Origin of the sequence: Zoogloea sp. (genome assembly GCF_017302315.1) — a bacterium.
GTDB lineage: Bacteria > Pseudomonadota > Gammaproteobacteria > Burkholderiales > Rhodocyclaceae > Zoogloea.
Map to the genome: position 1 here is coordinate 13,151 of NZ_JAFLDT010000019.1, position 15,486 is coordinate 28,636.

Annotated in this window: 14 protein-coding genes; 10 read left to right on the plus strand and 4 right to left on the minus strand. The window is 65.6% G+C overall.

The features are described 5' to 3' along the window. The first annotated feature begins 20 nt into the window (after window positions 1-20). From napG to J0L98_RS08290, 4 genes are read left to right on the plus strand one after another with little or no spacing between them, the layout of a single operon-like run. A complete protein-coding gene (gene napG / locus J0L98_RS08275) occupies window positions 21-932 on the plus strand; it encodes a ferredoxin-type protein NapG (protein ID WP_296411201.1) in 912 nt (303 codons plus the stop codon). A gap of 2 nt (window positions 933-934) precedes the next feature. Beyond that, the gene (napH, locus tag J0L98_RS08280; protein ID WP_296411202.1) at window positions 935-1,804 is read left to right on the plus strand and encodes a quinol dehydrogenase ferredoxin subunit NapH; all 870 of its coding nucleotides are present in this window, start codon (window positions 935-937) and stop codon (window positions 1,802-1,804) included. Next, on the plus strand, window positions 1,804-2,295 hold the full coding sequence (locus J0L98_RS08285) for a nitrate reductase cytochrome c-type subunit (RefSeq protein ID WP_296411203.1): 492 nt from the start codon (window positions 1,804-1,806) through the stop codon (window positions 2,293-2,295). The genes napH and J0L98_RS08285 overlap by 1 nt, the downstream gene beginning before the upstream one ends. A 26-nt stretch (window positions 2,296-2,321) precedes the next feature. Then, entirely contained in the window at window positions 2,322-2,981 is a 660-nt protein-coding gene (locus J0L98_RS08290; protein ID WP_296411204.1) for a NapC/NirT family cytochrome c, read from the plus strand. 120 nt (window positions 2,982-3,101) lie between these two features. Here the strand turns inward: J0L98_RS08290 and J0L98_RS08295 are convergent, their stop codons facing one another. After that, window positions 3,102-3,731 carry a hypothetical protein gene (locus J0L98_RS08295; protein WP_296411205.1) on the minus strand — a complete coding sequence of 210 codons (630 nt, stop codon included), beginning with the start codon at window positions 3,729-3,731 and terminating at the stop codon, window positions 3,102-3,104. A gap of 287 nt (window positions 3,732-4,018) precedes the next feature. Here J0L98_RS08295 and J0L98_RS08300 point away from each other — a divergent pair, with 287 nt between their 5' ends. The 6 genes from J0L98_RS08300 (at window position 4,019) to J0L98_RS08325 (ending at window position 12,259) form a co-directional block, all read left to right on the plus strand. Next, window positions 4,019-6,196 (plus strand): methyl-accepting chemotaxis protein, encoded by a 2,178-nt coding sequence (locus tag J0L98_RS08300; RefSeq protein ID WP_296411207.1) that lies wholly within the window; start codon window positions 4,019-4,021, stop codon window positions 6,194-6,196. A gap of 136 nt (window positions 6,197-6,332) precedes the next feature. Beyond that, entirely contained in the window at window positions 6,333-8,339 is a 2,007-nt protein-coding gene (locus tag J0L98_RS08305; RefSeq protein WP_296411208.1) for a response regulator, read from the plus strand. A gap of 117 nt (window positions 8,340-8,456) precedes the next feature. Continuing rightward, window positions 8,457-8,882 carry a cytochrome c gene (locus J0L98_RS08310; protein WP_296408308.1) on the plus strand — a complete coding sequence of 142 codons (426 nt, stop codon included), beginning with the start codon at window positions 8,457-8,459 and terminating at the stop codon, window positions 8,880-8,882. 27 nt (window positions 8,883-8,909) lie between these two features. Continuing rightward, entirely contained in the window at window positions 8,910-10,289 is a 1,380-nt protein-coding gene (locus J0L98_RS08315) for a cbb3-type cytochrome c oxidase subunit I (RefSeq protein WP_296411209.1), read from the plus strand. A gap of 315 nt (window positions 10,290-10,604) precedes the next feature. Next, window positions 10,605-11,897, plus strand: coding sequence for an ammonium transporter (locus tag J0L98_RS08320; protein WP_296411210.1), 1,293 nt, complete (start codon window positions 10,605-10,607; stop codon window positions 11,895-11,897). A gap of 38 nt (window positions 11,898-11,935) precedes the next feature. Then, window positions 11,936-12,259 carry a hypothetical protein gene (locus J0L98_RS08325; protein WP_296411211.1) on the plus strand — a complete coding sequence of 108 codons (324 nt, stop codon included), beginning with the start codon at window positions 11,936-11,938 and terminating at the stop codon, window positions 12,257-12,259. A 235-nt stretch (window positions 12,260-12,494) separates the two neighbouring features. On the opposite strand, the gene J0L98_RS08330 is transcribed toward J0L98_RS08325, so the two are convergent. The 3 genes from J0L98_RS08330 to J0L98_RS08340 are packed head-to-tail and all read right to left on the minus strand — an operon-like array spanning window position 12,495 to window position 15,485. Beyond that, the gene (locus J0L98_RS08330; RefSeq protein ID WP_296411212.1) at window positions 12,495-13,916 is read right to left on the minus strand and encodes a bifunctional aminoglycoside phosphotransferase/ATP-binding protein; all 1,422 of its coding nucleotides are present in this window, start codon (window positions 13,914-13,916) and stop codon (window positions 12,495-12,497) included. Continuing rightward, window positions 13,913-14,857: a phosphatidate cytidylyltransferase gene (locus J0L98_RS08335; protein WP_296411213.1), complete on the minus strand. Its 945-nt coding sequence runs from the start codon at window positions 14,855-14,857 to the stop codon at window positions 13,913-13,915. Before J0L98_RS08335 ends, J0L98_RS08330 begins: the two co-directional genes overlap by 4 nt. A gap of 4 nt (window positions 14,858-14,861) precedes the next feature. Then, the gene (locus tag J0L98_RS08340; protein ID WP_296411214.1) at window positions 14,862-15,485 is read right to left on the minus strand and encodes a lysophospholipid acyltransferase family protein; all 624 of its coding nucleotides are present in this window, start codon (window positions 15,483-15,485) and stop codon (window positions 14,862-14,864) included. Window position 15,486 lies beyond the last annotated feature (1 nt).

A 15,486-nucleotide genomic window follows, 5' to 3' on the forward strand; every position in this document is an offset into this window, starting at 1 on the left:
AGGATCGCCAGGAGATCATCGTGGACAGCGGCAGGAAGCCCGCCCGCAGCCCGTCCGACGCCCCCCCGGCGTCGGCGGCGCGGCGCAAGTTCATCAACAGTGTGGCTGCCGCTGCCGGCGGTGGCTGCCTGTTGGCGCTGGGTGCGGGGCTCTACTCGCGCAGTGCCGCGGCCCTGCCGGCCCAGGCCCTGCGTCCGCCCGGCGCCCTGCCGGAGCACGACTTTCTGGCGGCCTGCGTGCGCTGCGGCCTGTGCGTGCGCGACTGCCCGTATGACACCCTGAAGCTGTCCGACCTGGGCGATCCGGTGGCTACCGGCACGCCCTATTTCCATGCGCGCCAGGTGCCCTGCGAGATGTGCGAGGACATCCCCTGCGTCAAGGCTTGCCCCACCGGCGCACTGGACCGGGCGCTCACCGACATCAACAAGGCACAGATGGGCCTCGCCGCCCTCGTGGACCACGAGAGCTGCCTCAACTTCCTCGGTTTGCGCTGCGATGTGTGCTACCGGGTGTGCCCGGTGATCGACAAGGCCATCACCCTCGAAACCCAGCACAACCCCCGCTCCGACCGCCACGCCATGCTGCTGCCCACCGTCCATTCGGACGCGTGCACCGGCTGCGGCAAGTGCGAGAAGTCCTGCGTACTGCCCGTGGCGGCCATCAAGGTCTTCCCCCGCGTGCTGGCCCAGGGCGCGCTGCCCGCCCACTACCGCAAGGGCTGGGAAGAAAAGGCCCGCCACGGCGGCTCGCTGATCGGCGAGCAGGTGGAGATGCCGGTGCGCGGATTCGACGGCCCCACGGCCGGTCGTTCGGCCACCGAAACGGTGGTGGCGCCCCATGCCCCGGCCCCGGACATTCCGGTGGCGCCCAGTGTGCCGGCAGCCCCGCCGCCCAAGGGGGCGGGCGGGCTCAATTCGAAATGGAAGCCGTAACCATGGCGACCACCACCCTCAACGCAAAGCCCCAAGCGGCCTGCGCCCCGGCCCGCAGCCTGTGGCAGCGCCAGCGCTGGCTGATCCTGCGGCGCAGCAGCCAGGTGCTGATCCTGCTCGCCTTCCTCACGGGCCCGTGGTTCGGCCTGTGGATCGCCAAGGGCAACCTGTCCTCGTCCCTGACCCTGGGCGTGCTGCCCCTGACCGACCCGCTGCTGGTGCTGCAGACCCTGCTCACCGGTCATGTGCCTTACTCCTCAGCGCTGATCGGCGCAGCCATCGTGCTGGGCTTCTACCTGCTGGTGGGAGGGCGGGTGTTCTGTAGCTGGGCCTGCCCGGTGAACGTGGTTACCGATGCCGCGGCATGGACGCGCCGCCGCCTGGGCATCAAGACCGGGCGGGTGCCCGATGCAGCCACCCGCTACTGGCTGCTGGGTGGCCTGCTGGTCGCCGCCGCCGTCACCGGCACCCTGGCGTGGGAGTGGGTCAATCCCGTTTCGCTGCTGCACCGGGGCCTGATCTTCGGCATGGGCGGCGGGCTCTTCGTGATCGGCGGCATCTTCATCTACGACCTGCTGGTGGCGAGTCGGGGCTGGTGCGGTCACCTGTGCCCCATGGGCGCCTTCTACGGGCTGCTCGGCAAGAAGGCCTTGCTGCGTGTTGCTGCCCCCAATCGCAAGGCCTGCGATGACTGCATGGATTGCTTTGCCGTGTGCCCCGAACCCCAGGTGATCCGCCCCGCCCTCAAGCGGGTGGGGCAGGAAAGCCCCCTGATCCTGGCCGCAGACTGCACCACCTGCGGCCGCTGCATCGACGTGTGCGACAAACAGGTTTTCAAGATGACTCATAGGTTCGACCAAAGGAGCGAGTGATGAACAAGCCGACCTTCAATTCCACCCGCCTGCGGGCTGCCGCACTGGCCATGACCTTGTCCATGAGCCTGGCACAGACCTTCCTCGCCCCCGCCGCCGCCATGGCCGCCACCGAAGCGCCCGTCAAGCTGCAGAGCCTGCGTGGCGCCGAGATCAATGCCAGCGATCCGGAAGGCGATGGCACCCGCTACGGTCGTGACCAGCAGCCGCTGCCGCGGGACTTCGTGCAGCAGCCGCCGCTGATTCCCCACACCATCAAGGGCTACACCGTCACCAAGAACTTCAACAAATGCCTGGACTGCCACGCCTGGGCGCGGGCCAAGGAAAGCGGTGCCACCAAGATTTCGGTGACCCACTTCAAGGATAGGGAAGGTCAGGAGCTGTCCAGCGTGTCGCCGCGCCGCTATTTCTGCAACCAGTGCCACGTACCCCAGAGCGATGCCAAGCCGCTGGTGGGCAATACCTTCAAGCCCGGCACCGGCATGCGCTGACCGACAGATCACGGGAGTCCGGATAAATGGAAACCAACAACAAGGGCTTTATCGGCCGCATCCGATCACTCGGCTGGGGCTTCGCCGCCATGCTGTTCATCGGCGGCATCCTGTTCTGGGGCGCTTTCAACACCGCCATGGAATGGACCAACCGGGAGGCGTTCTGCATCTCCTGTCATGAGATGAAGGACAACGTCTACGAGGAGTACCGCAACACCATCCACGCCTCCAACCGCTCCGGCGTGCGGGCCACCTGCCCCGACTGCCATGTGCCGAAGGAGTGGGGGCCCAAGATCATCCGCAAGATCCAGGCCTCCAATGAGGTTCTTCACAAGGTGCTGGGCACCATCGACACCCCCGAAAAATTCAATGCCAAGCGGCTTGAGTTGGCCAAGCATGAATGGGAGCGCATGAAGAAGACGGATTCCCGCGAGTGCCGCAACTGCCACAACTTTGACAGCTTCGACTACGCGGAGCAGGGCCGCCGCTCGTCCAGGATGCACCAGACCGGTCTCAACGAAGGCAAGACCTGCATTGACTGCCACAAGGGCATTGCCCACCAGCTACCCGAGGTGGAGCAGGCCATCGGTGCACCCAAGGGCGGTGCCGCGCCGGAGGAGTTCCACCCGGTGACACCGAAGCCCGAAGAGGCCCGCCCGGACACGGACAAGGCAGCCAAGGGCTGAACCCGGAGCAGGGGGGGCAGAACGCCGGGCCGTAAAGCCCGGTATGGGGAGCGGATGGGCCGCAATTGCGGCCCATCCGCTTTTTGCTGTGCACAACCTGGCGCTGCCGGTCGGCGTTTTTCAGGGGGCGCTTCCGTCGTCCGCGTGCACGGGCGTGCGTCGGGCCATTGCCAGCACGGCCAGACCGGCTCCGAGCAGAACCAGCGTGCCTGGCGTGGGAAGGCCGGCGGGTGGCGTGGCGTCGATCCGCACGCCCACGTCCAGATAGTCATAGTAGTTTTCGCCCAAATCCTGCCAGCCACCGCCGGAGTGCTGGGCATACTCGTCCATCGGGTTCGGTGCCTTGCCCGGGTGGATACCCTTGATTCCGCCATCCGGCTCGAAGGATACCCAGTAGGTTCCGGGGTCGATCATCCAGTCGAGGCCGAACACGCCGTACCAATCGAGGCCGCTTGCCCCGGGGAGCGCATGTGATCGGCTGAAGAGGACGTCGCCCGGAATGTTGCCGCCATCCCGATGCAAGCGGATCGTCACCGATCCCGACGGACTCTCGATGTTCGAGTAGTAGCCCTCAACAGACTGAATGACCTGCTGTGATCCCACCGAGAATTCCCCTGCGAAGTACTGAGCCGTCTCAAACGACCAGGGTTGCCCATTCGTACCGGCCCCCGTATCGACGATGAGGGCGGCGGCGGCCGGCAAGGCGGCCAGGGCTGCGAACAAGGCTGAGCAATATTTCAAGGTGCGCATGTAAATCCTCCCGGGAGCGAAGTGCAGGGCCGCCGTGGAAGCAGATGGCGCGCTGCGGGGCACAGTATAAGGTTGCTCCGTCAAGGCCTTACCCACCTTCTGGCCGCCGGCTCGGCGGATGACCGGGCACGCATTTTTCTTGGTTTCCTTGTGCTGTTCGGTACGACCGGAATATGTCACAAACTGTAACGGTTTCGCCCTGCCCCCGCGCGCCGTCCCGGCTGAACTGTCTCATCCTGAGTCACTGATGGTTCATGCCACTTCAATTACGTGTAAAGGGTGGTTAAATGAGATTGCGTTCTATACGGCACACCATCTCGGCTGTCGCGGGTACCTGTTTGCTGGTTGCGGTGGCGGCTACGGTCGGTTTTGGGGTTTATTCTGCTGGCGACACCCAGGCCCTGGTCAGTGAACGGGTCAGCAATCAGGTGCAGGAGAGCACGCTGGTGAGTCTGAAAGGGGTCGCCGGGACGCAGGCGGGGATCATCCAGGCCAAGTTCGATCTTGCCCTGGATGCTGCACGAACGATGGCTCACGTTTTCGAGCTGGGCAAGCGGGAGAACGGCCTCTCCATGGGGCGCAGCCAGATCAATGCGGTTCTCCTCAATGTGCTGCAGCACAACCCTGAATTCAACGGAACCTATTCATGCTGGGAGGCGGATGCCCTCGATGGTCGTGACGAGCAGTTCCGAACAGGGCGGGATGGCAACAATGCGCGCACCGGTCGATTCACGCCCTATTGGAACCGGGACGCGAAAGGCAACATAGCCGTCCAGCCCCTGGTCGAGTACGACACCATGGACAAGCATCCGAACGGGGTGCTCAAGGGCGGCTGGTATATCGGCCCCCGGGATACAGGCAAGGAGAGTGTGCTTGATCCTTTCCCCTATATCGTCCAGGGCAAGCAAGTGTGGCTGACGACGCTGTCCGTGCCGATCGTGGTGAATGGCAAGTTCCTTGGGGTGGCCGGGACGGACTACAACCTCGATTTCGTGCAGGAGCTCTCGCTGCAGGCGGACCGTGGCCTCTTCGGCGGTAAGGCTGAGGTCATCATTGTCAGCAACATGGGCTTGATCGTGGCTGACAGCGAGAAGCCCGAGTTGATCGGCAAGCCCCTTGCCGAGGCGGTGCCCGGCGCTATCGCCACGACGCTCTTGAGCGAGATACAGGGGGGGCGATCCATGGCGTCCCTTGATGAGGCGAGCGGGCAGATCACGGCGTTGGCGCCAATCGCCCTTGGCCGCACGGGCAAGCCCTGGTCAGTGATGATCAAGGTCCACAAGGATGTGGTACTCGCCGATGCCTATGCCTTGGATCGGGATCTGGCTGATCGCTCGCGTAGCGCGGTGTGGTGGCAGGTGGTGGTGGGGCTGATCGTGGCGTGTGCCGGAACGAGCTTCCTGTGGTTTGCTGCAGGTTCCCTGAGCCGTCCGATCCAGGAGGCCGAGCGTTTGGCCAACATCATTCGCCTGGGGGATTTTTCCCGGCGCATGGCCTACCAGAATGATGACGAAGTGGGCAGGCTTGCCGTCGCTCTGAACGAGATGGCTGCGCGGCTGCAGTTGCAGGCGGGCATTGCCGACCGGATTTCCCAGGGTGACCTTGATATCCAGATCGAGTTGGCTTCGGAGAGTGATCAGCTAGGTATAGCGTTGCAGCGCATGGTGGACAATCTGAACGACGTCGTCAGCCGTTTGCAGCGCGGATCGAAGGAAATCACCACCAGTGCCGAGCAGGTTTCGGATCTGAGCCAGGGCCTGTCGGAGGGGGCTGCGGCTTCCGCCGCTTCGGTAACGGAAATCGGGGCAACCGTGCAGCAGATGGCTGCGAACACCAAGCAGAATGCCCAGAATGCCGGTACGGCTGATGATCTGTCCCAGTCGGCAAAGGCTGTCGCCGTAAGCGTCAGCGAACACATGCAGCAGATGGTCCGCTCCATGGGCGAGATTGAGCAGGCTGGCGCAAGCATCACCGAGATCATCCGGGTGATCGACGAGATCACTGAGCAGACCAATCTGCTGGCACTGAACGCGGCCATTGAAGCGGCGCGGGCCGGCGAGCAGGGGCGGGGCTTTGCCGTTGTTGCCGATGAGGTGCGCAACCTTGCCAACCGCAGCGCCGAGGCGGCCAAGAAGGCAGCCACCCTGATCGAAGGCTCCGCGGAGAAGACCCGCCAGGGGGCCGCCATTGCCAATACGACGGCGAGCGCACTGACCGAGATTCTGAGTTCCACGACCCGTGTTTCCACCTTGTTGTCGGAGATCTCGGCCGCTTCCCGGCAACAGGCTACCGGCTTCTCCGAGGTTGCGGTGGGGCTGGATCAGATTGACGGGGTCACCCAGCGCAACAGCGGGGATGCGGAAGTCTGCGCCAACGCATCGGTTGTGCTCAGACAGCAGGCGGCGACACTGCTCGGACTGACCGGGCGTTTTCGCGTCCGTCGCGGAGGCGGCATGGGCGCATAGATGCAAACGTCCTGACGTCTCTCCTGCGTGCCAGATGGCGTGGCTCGGAGTAAGCTCACTGTCGTGATGTGGGCAGTGAGGCCGAAAGTCTGGGGTGCGTATGGTTGAGATGGAGAGCGGGGGCGCGAGGACGGGAATGGCGCGACAGGCCATGCTGCAGCGGGCCATTCTCGACAGCATGCCCGACGGTATCCTGGCCGTGGACCCGGAACGGAGAATCGTTTCGGTGAACGAACGCTTCTTTACCGTATGGGGCATTCCCCAGCCGGTCGGCGCGCTGGAGGCCCTGTCAGGTACCCCGGCGGCCGCGCTGGTGGAGCAGACCCTGCTGCGGGTGGCCGATCCTGAGTGCTTCGCGGCCCGGGTCGGCCAACTCCATGCGGACCCGTGGCGGGAGGACATCAGCGATATTCTCCTGCTGGACGGCCGTACCCTGAGGTGCCACTCCGCGCCACTGGGCCATGAAGGGGGGGAGCACCCGGGGCGGGTGTGGTACTTCCGCGACGTCTCCGACATCATCCAGTTCCAGGTGGCCCAGGCCGACAGCGAACGGCGCTATCGCACGGCCTTCCAGACGACCCTGGACGCCATTGCCGTGACGACCCTGGCGAATGGTGTGTATCTGGACGTCAATCAGGCCTTCCTCGACATCACCGGATATGCCCGGGATGAGCTTATCGGCCGCAGTTCGCTGGATCTGGGCATCTGGGCGGATCCGGATGACCGTCGGCGCTTCAGCGAGAAGCTGCGTGCCAACCATGCCCGGTTGCAGTTCGAAGCGCGCTTCTGCAAGAAGAATGGAGAGATTTTCTGGGGCATGTTCTCCGTATCGCCGATGGAGTTCAACGGCGTGCCCTGCCTGCTCTCGATCACCCGCGACATCACCCTCAGCAAGGCCGCCCAGGAAGAACTGGCGCGCCACAGGGACCGCCTGGAGCAACTGGTGGATGCCCGCACTGCCGAATTGTCCCGGGCCAAGGAGGCGGCCGAGGCTGCCAACGTGGCCAAGAGCGCCTTTCTGGCCAACATGAGTCACGAGATCAGGACGCCGATCAATGCCATCACCGGGATGGCCTATCTCATCCGGCGAGGTGGCCTGAGCGATCAGCAGCGGGCGCAGCTCGACAAGCTGGTGGGGGCGGGAGAGCATCTGCTCAACATCGTCAATGCCGTGCTGGAGCTTTCCAAGATCGAGGCCGGAAAGGCTGTCCTGGCCGAGTCCCCCGTGCGGCTCAGTGTCATCGCCGACAACGTCGTATCCATGCTGCAGGGCCGTGCCCAGGCCCGGCACCTCCGGCTGAGTGCGGTACTGGAGGCGCTGCCGGACGATCTGGTCGGTGACCCGACGGCCGTGCAGCAGGCCTTGCTCAACTACGCCACCAATGCCGTGAAGTTTACCGAGTCGGGCAGCGTGACACTGCGTATCGGCCTGCTCGAAGCCACCGCTGACAGCGCGCTGCTACGCTTCGAGGTCGAAGACACCGGGGTGGGAATTGCTGCCGAGGCCTTGCCACGCCTGTTCGCCCCCTTTGAGCAGGCCGACAACACCATGACCCGCAAGCATGGGGGCACCGGGCTTGGCCTGGCGATCACGCGCAAGCTTGCCGAGCAGATGGGCGGCACGGCCGGGGCCGAAAGCACGATGGGGTGCGGCAGCACGTTCTGGTTCACGGCCCGTTTCGTGCGCCGGCGCATCGTCGAGCCAGCGCGTCCCTCGTCCCAGCCCAGCCAGGCGGAAGCCGCCCTGGCGCGGGACTACACCGGGCGTCGGATCCTGTTGGTGGAAGATGAACCCATCAACCGGGAGATCGCCTCGACAATGCTGGCCTATGCCGGTCTCACGGTGGACTGCGCCGAAGATGGGCTCCAGGCCCTCGAGAGGGTCGGCAGCCAGGCCTATGACCTGATCCTGATGGATGTGCAGATGCCCAACATGGATGGTCTTGAGGCCACCCGGCGGATACGCGGCTTGCCCGGCGGCAGGGCGGTACCCATCATCGCCATGACCGCCAATGCCTTCAGTGAGGATCGTGCCTGCTGTCTTGAGGCCGGCATGGACGATTTTGTTGCCAAGCCCGTCAATCCGGAAGTGCTCTTTGCTGCCGTCCTGCACTGGCTGAAGGCGCCCCCCGTCAGCCACTGACGTGGCGGCCGGGCCACCTGCCCGGCCACCTTGACCGCAGTCAAGGACGTCACCCCCCCCGATCCGGAACATCCGCCCCAAGCTGCGCCGTGCAGCGAAGCCATCCAGGGAGGTTCCATGAGCGGGACATTCACAAAATCCATGGCGCGAAACATCTTCTATGGGGGCACCGTTTTCTTTGCGCTCCTGTTCCTCGCGCTGACCTTCGACTCGATGCAGGCCATTCCCAAGCGGGACAACCACGCCAACCTCACGCCGTCGGTCATTGCCGGCAAGAAGGTGTGGGAGGTTAACAACTGCATCGGTTGCCACACCCTGATGGGTGAGGGCGCCTACTTCGCCCCGGAACTGGGCAACGTCTACAAGCGCCGCGGGCCTGAGTTCATCAAGGCCTGGATCCAGTCCCAGCCCACGGGCACCCCGGGTCGTCGGCAGATGCCCAACTTCCATCTGACGGAACAGCAGCTCAATGACCTCGTCGAGTTCCTCAAGTACTCGTCCGAGATCAACACTGCCAACTGGCCGCCCAACATCGAAGGCTGATCGTCGATCAGAAAGGGAGCTAAAACCATGCAATATTCCTCTCAGGCGGTCGCGAAGCCCTACTTCATCGCGGCCATCGGGCTCTTCACCGGGCAGGTGCTGTTCGGGCTCATCATGGGCCTGCAGTACGTGATCGGGGACTTCCTGTTTCCCGCCATCCCGTTCAACGTTGCGCGGATGGTCCACACCAACCTCCTGATCGTGTGGCTGCTGTTCGGCTTCATGGGCGCGGCCTACTACATGATTCCGGAGGAAACCGAAACCGAGCTGTATTCGCCAAAACTGGCGCTGCTCATGTTCTGGGTCTTCCTGGTAGCCGGTGCTGCCACCATCCTCGGCTACCTGCTGGTGCCCTACGCCACCCTGGCCAAGTTCACCGGTAACGACATCCTCGAGACCATGGGCCGGGAGTTTCTCGAGCAACCCCTGCTGACCAAGATCGGCATCGTCGTGGTCGCTCTGGTATTCCTGTTCAACCTCACCATGACCCTGCTCAAGGGCCGCAAGACGTCGATCTCGCTGGTGCTGATGATCGGTCTGTGGGGCTTGGCGGTGTTCTTCCTGTTCTCCTTCTACAACCCGCACAACCTCGTGCTCGACAAGTACTTCTGGTGGTGGGTTGTGCACCTCTGGGTCGAAGGCGTGTGGGAACTGATCCTTGGCTCCCTGCTGGCCTTCGTGCTGATCAAGGTGACCGGTGTCGACCGGGAAGTGATCGAGAAGTGGCTGTACGTCATCATCACCATGACTCTGGTCACCGGCATCATCGGGACCGGTCACCACTACTTCTGGATCGGTACGCCGGAATACTGGCAGTGGTGGGGTTCCGTGTTCTCCGCCCTGGAGCCGATCCCCTTCTTTGCCATGACCGTGTTTGCCTTCAACATGGTGAACCGCCGCCGCCGCGAACATCCCAACAAGGCCGCCACCCTGTGGGCCCTCGGTACCGGTGTGATGTCCTTCCTGGGGGCTGGCGTGTGGGGCTTCCTGCACACCCTGGCGCCGGTGAACTACTACACCCACGGCACGCAGATCACCGCCGCCCACGGTCACATGGCCTTCTACGGCGCCTATGCGATGGTCGTGCTGTGCATCATCAGTTACGCCATGCCCATCCTGCGCGGCCGTGCGGCCAACAGCGAGAAGTCCCAGGTGCTGGAGATGTGGTCCTTCTGGCTGATGACCATCGCCATGGTGTTCATCACCCTGTTCCTGACCGCCGCCGGCATCCTGCAGGTGTGGCTGCAGCGTTACAGCAGCACCCCGATCCCCTTCATGGCAGCCCAGGATCAGGTTGCGATCTTCTACTGGCTGCGTGAAGGCGCCGGCGTGATGTTCCTGATCGGCCTGCTGATCTACATCGCCAGCTTCTTCGTCAGTGGCGAGACCAAGGCCAAGGCCGCCTGAAACACCCGTTAGCCGCAACACCCTCAAGCCCGGCGCTATGCCGGGCTTGTTGTTTGTGGGGGGCTGGAAGTGCAGGTGATCAACCGTCGGTGTGGCCTCTCTTGTAGAGGCGACTTCAGTCGCCTATCGGGCGTCGATCACAGACATGCCCCTGATCGGAGCACCGACTTGGTGCCCTGCAGGGCGAGAGTGGGCCAGGCTTGGGCGCGTCTGGCGCCGGTGCAGGGGTTTTACCGGGGTTTTCGCCCGGCACAGGATTTGCTGCGGGTGCACATCCGCCCGCCAGAGGCGTGTGTCACCTTTCAGAGAGCCCCCATGCCAGGAAGCCCCCGTTCCGGTTCCGTTCGTATCGCGCCCGCTTTGTCCCTGGGTGCCCTGATCCTGCCCTTCACGGCCCTGGCCGACGGAGGGGCTGCCGCCCGCGCGGCGGATTCCGGCCACACGGCCTGGGTGCTGGTGGCCACCGCCCTGGTGCTGCTGATGACCTTGCCGGGGCTCGCGTTGTTCTACGGTGGCATGGTGCGGCGCAAGAACGTGCTCGCCACCATGACCCAGACCATCGCCATCGCGGCGGTGGTGACCCTGACCTGGTGCGCCATCGGCTACAGCCTCGCGATGCGTCCGGGGTCTGCTTTCGTGGGCGGGCTGGACCGCCTGTTTCTCGACGGACTGAGCCTGAACGCCTTGAGCGGCGGGGTTCCGGAGTCGGTGTTCGCCATGTTCCAGCTCAGCTTCGCCATCATCACCACGGCGCTGGTGCCGGGAGCCTTTGCCGAGCGCATGAAGTTTGCCGCGGTGCTGCTGTTTGCAGCCCTGTGGTCGGTGCTGGTGTATGCCCCGGTGGCCCATTGGGTGTGGGCGCCGGACGGTTGGCTGGCCGTGCTGGGGGCGCTGGATTACGCCGGCGGCACGGTGGTGCATATCAACGCGGGCGTGGCGGGGCTGGTATGTGCCCTGTATGTCGGCCCGCGCAGCGGCTACGGGCGTCAGCCCATGACGCCCTACAACCTGGCGCTGACCCTGACCGGGGCCGCTCTGTTGTGGGTGGGCTGGTTCGGGTTCAATGCCGGCTCGGGCCTCGCCGCCGATGGCCGGGCGGGCATGGCGATGCTGGCCACCCAGTTGGCGGCGGCTACGGCAGCGGTGGCTTGGATGGGCACCGAATGGCTGGTGCGCGGCCGCCCCAGCGCCCTCGGGCTGGTTTCCGGGGCGGTGGGGGGCCTGGTGGCGGTGACGCCGGCCTCGGGCTTCATCACGCCCGGCTCGGCCTTGCTGATCGGTGCGCTGGCCGGCGTGGGCTGCTACCTCGGCGCCACGGTGCTGAAGCGCCTGCTGCGCTGCGATGACGCCCTCGATGCCTTCGGCATCCACGGCGTCGGCGGCATTATCGGGGCTCTGTTCACCGGCTGGCTGGCCAGCCCGGCCATCGGCGGCGTGCACGGCGACACCCTGGCCCAGCTCGCCGGCATCGGCGCCACCCTGGTGTACAGCGGCGGAATGACCCTGATCGTGCTGATGGTGATCGACCGGCTGGTGGGCCTGCGTGTCGGCGAGCGCACCGAAAGTGAAGGGCTCGACCTGAGCGAACACGGCGAGGCCATCGCCTGAGCGCCATTTCCGGCAAACCGAACCCAAGGGAGTTTTCCATGGAATCCGATTCAGTCATCTACGGCCTGCTCGGGCGGATCCACCTGCTGATGCGGCGGGTCAGCAACCGCATCACCGATGTGGAATACATGCGCGTGAACAAGGACTACGCCCGCGAGGTGGTGCGCCTGGCCATGGCCACCGGCAACCCCGAACTGGCCGAGCTGAGCGCCCGCCTGCGTCTGGCGATGGAGCTTGACGCGCCCGCGTCCGAGGCTGCCCTGACCACCGAGCGCAGCGGGCCGGGCCTGCTGGAGCGCCTGCGCACCGCCCGCCCGGAGGCTACCCACCCGACCCAGCGCTACGTCGGCTCCCTGCGCTGAGCGCGTGTGAAATCAACCCAAGAACCGCAGTTCGAGGTGTCGCCTGAACCTAATTTCCTCCGTTTGACGCGTCATCTGACGGTCGATATGGTCTCTCCTGCAGGGGCGACTTCAGTCGCCCACCCACGCGTCGATCACAGGCATGCCCTTGATCGACGTCCGCGGGCGACTGAAGTCGCCCCCACAGTTCCTCACGCCACCCTCATGCCGCAGTTGCAAGGGCCCGATTTCGCCTTCAGGGCGGTAGCACGTAGCCCAGTTCGTCGGCGGCGAGGGCTTCGATCCAGCCCAGTTGCCGCTCCAGCACCGCGACCGTGGCTTCGGACGCGTCGCCCCGGCGTGCGTCCAGGCGCCGGCGCAGCTCGTCGTCCGGTGCGGAGCAGGCCAGGATGCCAAAGCCCGCACCGCGAGTGAGGGCGATGTTCCGGAACGTGTCCCGCTCGGCCCGCTTCAGGAAGGCCGCATCGATGATTACCGACCAGCCGGCATCGAGCATGTCTGCGGCTGCTTCGGCCAGATGGGCGAAGGTGAGCCGGGTGGCCTCCGCCGTATAGATTCCGCCGTTTTGCGTATCGGGCCGGCTGTGGGCCAGGGCCGGCAGGCCGTGGAGGCGCTTGCGTTCCACGTCGGAGCGCAGGCGCAGGGTCGCCGCAGCCGGGTCGGCCATCAGCAGGGCGGTGCTGCGCACCGTCTTGCCCGAGCCGGACAGGCCATGGGTGATGGTCAGGCGCGGCGCCGGCGGCGTGGTCAGGCGTTCGGCCAGGTCCAGGTAGCTCGCCACCCCCTCCGGTTTGCCCGACAGAGCGGCCACCTTGGCCCGCACCATGGCCTTATACACCGCGTAGAAGCGCAGCACCGGTATGGCACCCACATCCCCCGATTCGCCGAGCCAGGCGCTCAGCAGCCAGGCGGCCAGGTCGGGGCGGCGGTGGTCGAGGAGATCCATCCAGGTGAAGGCCAGCTCGGAGGCCACATCGATCCAGCGCAGGGCGGGGTTGAACTCGATGCAGTCGAAGGGCACGACCTGCCCGTCGAGGAGCACCAGGTTGCCCAGGTGCAGGTCGCCGTGGCATTCGCGGATGAAGCCTGCGGCCTTGCGGGCGGCAAACACCCCGTGCCGACGGTCGAACTCGCTCTGTGTCCAGCCTTGCAGGCGTGCCAGACGGCTGGCCTCGGCCGGCTGCAGGGTGAGCAGCGTGGTGAAATTGTCGAGGGCCGGCGCCAGGATTTCGGTGGGCTCCCCCCAGGGGCTGCGTGCATCGGCCACGGCGGCGCCCCGGTGAAAGGCGTGGAGGGTCCGGGCCAGGCTGTCGAGGGCGTCGGGACCGAGCGCGCCCCGGTCACAGACGTGATCCAGGCGCTGACTCTCGGCAAAACGCCGCATCTTCACGGCGCACTCGCCGCTGTCGTCCACCTCCTCCAGGCCCAGGTAGAGCCCCGGGGCCAGGCGCCGGTTGAGGCGCAGCTCTTCATGGCAGCAGAAGCGGCGCTGCTCGGCCGTGCCGTAGTCGAGGAAGGGCAGGCTCAGGGGTTTCTTGAGTTTCCAGACGAAGCCGTCAGTCAGGAGGACCCAGGAAATGTGGGTCTCGATGAGTTCGGCGCCGAGGCGGGCCTGGAAGCGCGCCAGCCAGTCGGGCAGGGGGGCAGATGCGCTCATGCCACCCACCCGTAGCGGACGATGTGGAAGAAGATGGGGGCGGAGAAGCTGATCGAATCCACCCGGTCGAGCATGCCGCCGTGGCCTTCAATCATGGCGCCCCAGTCCTTCACGCCCCGGTCGCGCTTGATGGCCGACAGCACGAAGCCGCCGAAGAAGCCCATCACGTTGATGACCAGGGCGATCAGCCCGGCCTCCAGGGGCGTGAAGGGGGTGATCCACCACAGGGCGGCGCCGACGGCGGTTGAGGTGAGCACGCCACCCACCAGGCCTTCCACGGTCTTCGACGGGGAGATGGCCGGCGACACCTTGCGCTTGCCGATGAGCTTGCCCCACACGTACTGGAAGACGTCGCTGGATTGTACGGTGAGGATCAGGAAGACGATCAGCAACATGTTGCGTCCGGCGTAGCCGGCGATCTCCAGGGTGAGCAGGGCCGGTACGTGGGACAGGCAATACACGCAGATCATCAGCCCCCACTGGACCTTGGCCGCCCGTTCCAGGAAGCGCGTGGTGTCGGCCCCCAGGGAGGAGGAGATGGGCAGCAGCAGGAAGGCGTAGACCGGGATCAGGATGGAGAACAGGCCGTACCAGTGGGTGGCGATGAGCCAGTACTGGGCGGGCAGGAAGACGAAGAAGCTCCACAGCAGGGCGCGGTGGTCGCCCAGCCGGGTGTGGGTGAGGGAGATGAACTCCCGCAGACACTGGAAGGAGATGAAGGCGAACAGGGCGATCACGCCCCACGGGCCGATCCAGATGGCCGCGCCGATCAGCGCGATCATGGCCCACCAGGCCTTGATGCGGGCGTTGAGGTTGTCGATGACACCGTGGGGCTCACCCCGGGCGACCCGGTACTTGAGACCGGCGCCGATCAGGCTGAACACGGCCAGCAGGCCGAAGATGCCGCCGAAGACGGCGATGAGGTCGTGGGATGCGTTCATGGGCTCAGTCGGCGGGTGGGGCCAGGTCAAGGAGCGCGGTGCGGGCGCGGGCAAGGAAGGCATCGCGGCTCTCCCCGTCGATGGGGGCCAGGGGCGGGCCGAAGCTCAGGGTGCACAACAGCGGCACCGGGATCAGGCTGCCCTTGGGCATCACCCGGCCCAGGTTCTCGATCCATACGGGGATCAGCTCGGCCTCGGGGTGGGCCTTGGCCAGGTGGTGCAGGCCGCTCTTGAAGGGCAGCAGGCCATCGCCCATGTTGCGGGTGCCCTCGGGAAAGAGGATCAGGGATTCACCGGCGGACAGGGCTTCGCCCATCTGCTCTACCGGGTTGGGGCCGTTGCGCCCGGGCCGGCGGTCGATGCACACGCCGCGGAACACCCGGTTGATCAGGAAACGGCGCAGGGGCGTGGTCAGCCAGTAGTCGGCGCCCGCCACCGGCCGGGTGCGGCGGCGCAGGGGCGGCGGCAGGGACGCCCAGATCAGCACGAAATCCCCGTGGCTGCGGTGGTTGGCGAAGTACACCCGCGGGCGGGCGTCGGGCTCGCTGCCCAGCCACAGGGCGCGGACACCGGTGAGGGCGCGGGCAAAGCCGCACAGGGCGGAGGCGAGGAGGCGGTCGACAAACATC

Coding starts and splice junctions, on each gene's coding strand:
- napH (WP_296411202.1), top strand. CDS start 935: ATGGCGACCACCACCCTCAACGCAAAGCCCCAAGCGGCCTGCGCCCCG.
- J0L98_RS08285 (WP_296411203.1), top strand. CDS start 1,804: ATGAACAAGCCGACCTTCAATTCCACCCGCCTGCGGGCTGCCGCACTG.
- J0L98_RS08290 (WP_296411204.1), top strand. CDS start 2,322: ATGGAAACCAACAACAAGGGCTTTATCGGCCGCATCCGATCACTCGGC.
- J0L98_RS08295 (WP_296411205.1), bottom strand. CDS start 3,731: ATGCGCACCTTGAAATATTGCTCAGCCTTGTTCGCAGCCCTGGCCGCC.
- J0L98_RS08300 (WP_296411207.1), top strand. CDS start 4,019: ATGAGATTGCGTTCTATACGGCACACCATCTCGGCTGTCGCGGGTACC.
- J0L98_RS08305 (WP_296411208.1), top strand. CDS start 6,333: ATGGCGCGACAGGCCATGCTGCAGCGGGCCATTCTCGACAGCATGCCC.
- J0L98_RS08310 (WP_296408308.1), top strand. CDS start 8,457: ATGAGCGGGACATTCACAAAATCCATGGCGCGAAACATCTTCTATGGG.
- J0L98_RS08315 (WP_296411209.1), top strand. CDS start 8,910: ATGCAATATTCCTCTCAGGCGGTCGCGAAGCCCTACTTCATCGCGGCC.
- J0L98_RS08320 (WP_296411210.1), top strand. CDS start 10,605: ATGCCAGGAAGCCCCCGTTCCGGTTCCGTTCGTATCGCGCCCGCTTTG.
- J0L98_RS08325 (WP_296411211.1), top strand. CDS start 11,936: ATGGAATCCGATTCAGTCATCTACGGCCTGCTCGGGCGGATCCACCTG.
- J0L98_RS08330 (WP_296411212.1), bottom strand. CDS start 13,916: ATGAGCGCATCTGCCCCCCTGCCCGACTGGCTGGCGCGCTTCCAGGCC.
- J0L98_RS08335 (WP_296411213.1), bottom strand. CDS start 14,857: ATGAACGCATCCCACGACCTCATCGCCGTCTTCGGCGGCATCTTCGGC.
- J0L98_RS08340 (WP_296411214.1), bottom strand. CDS start 15,485: ATGTTTGTCGACCGCCTCCTCGCCTCCGCCCTGTGCGGCTTTGCCCGC.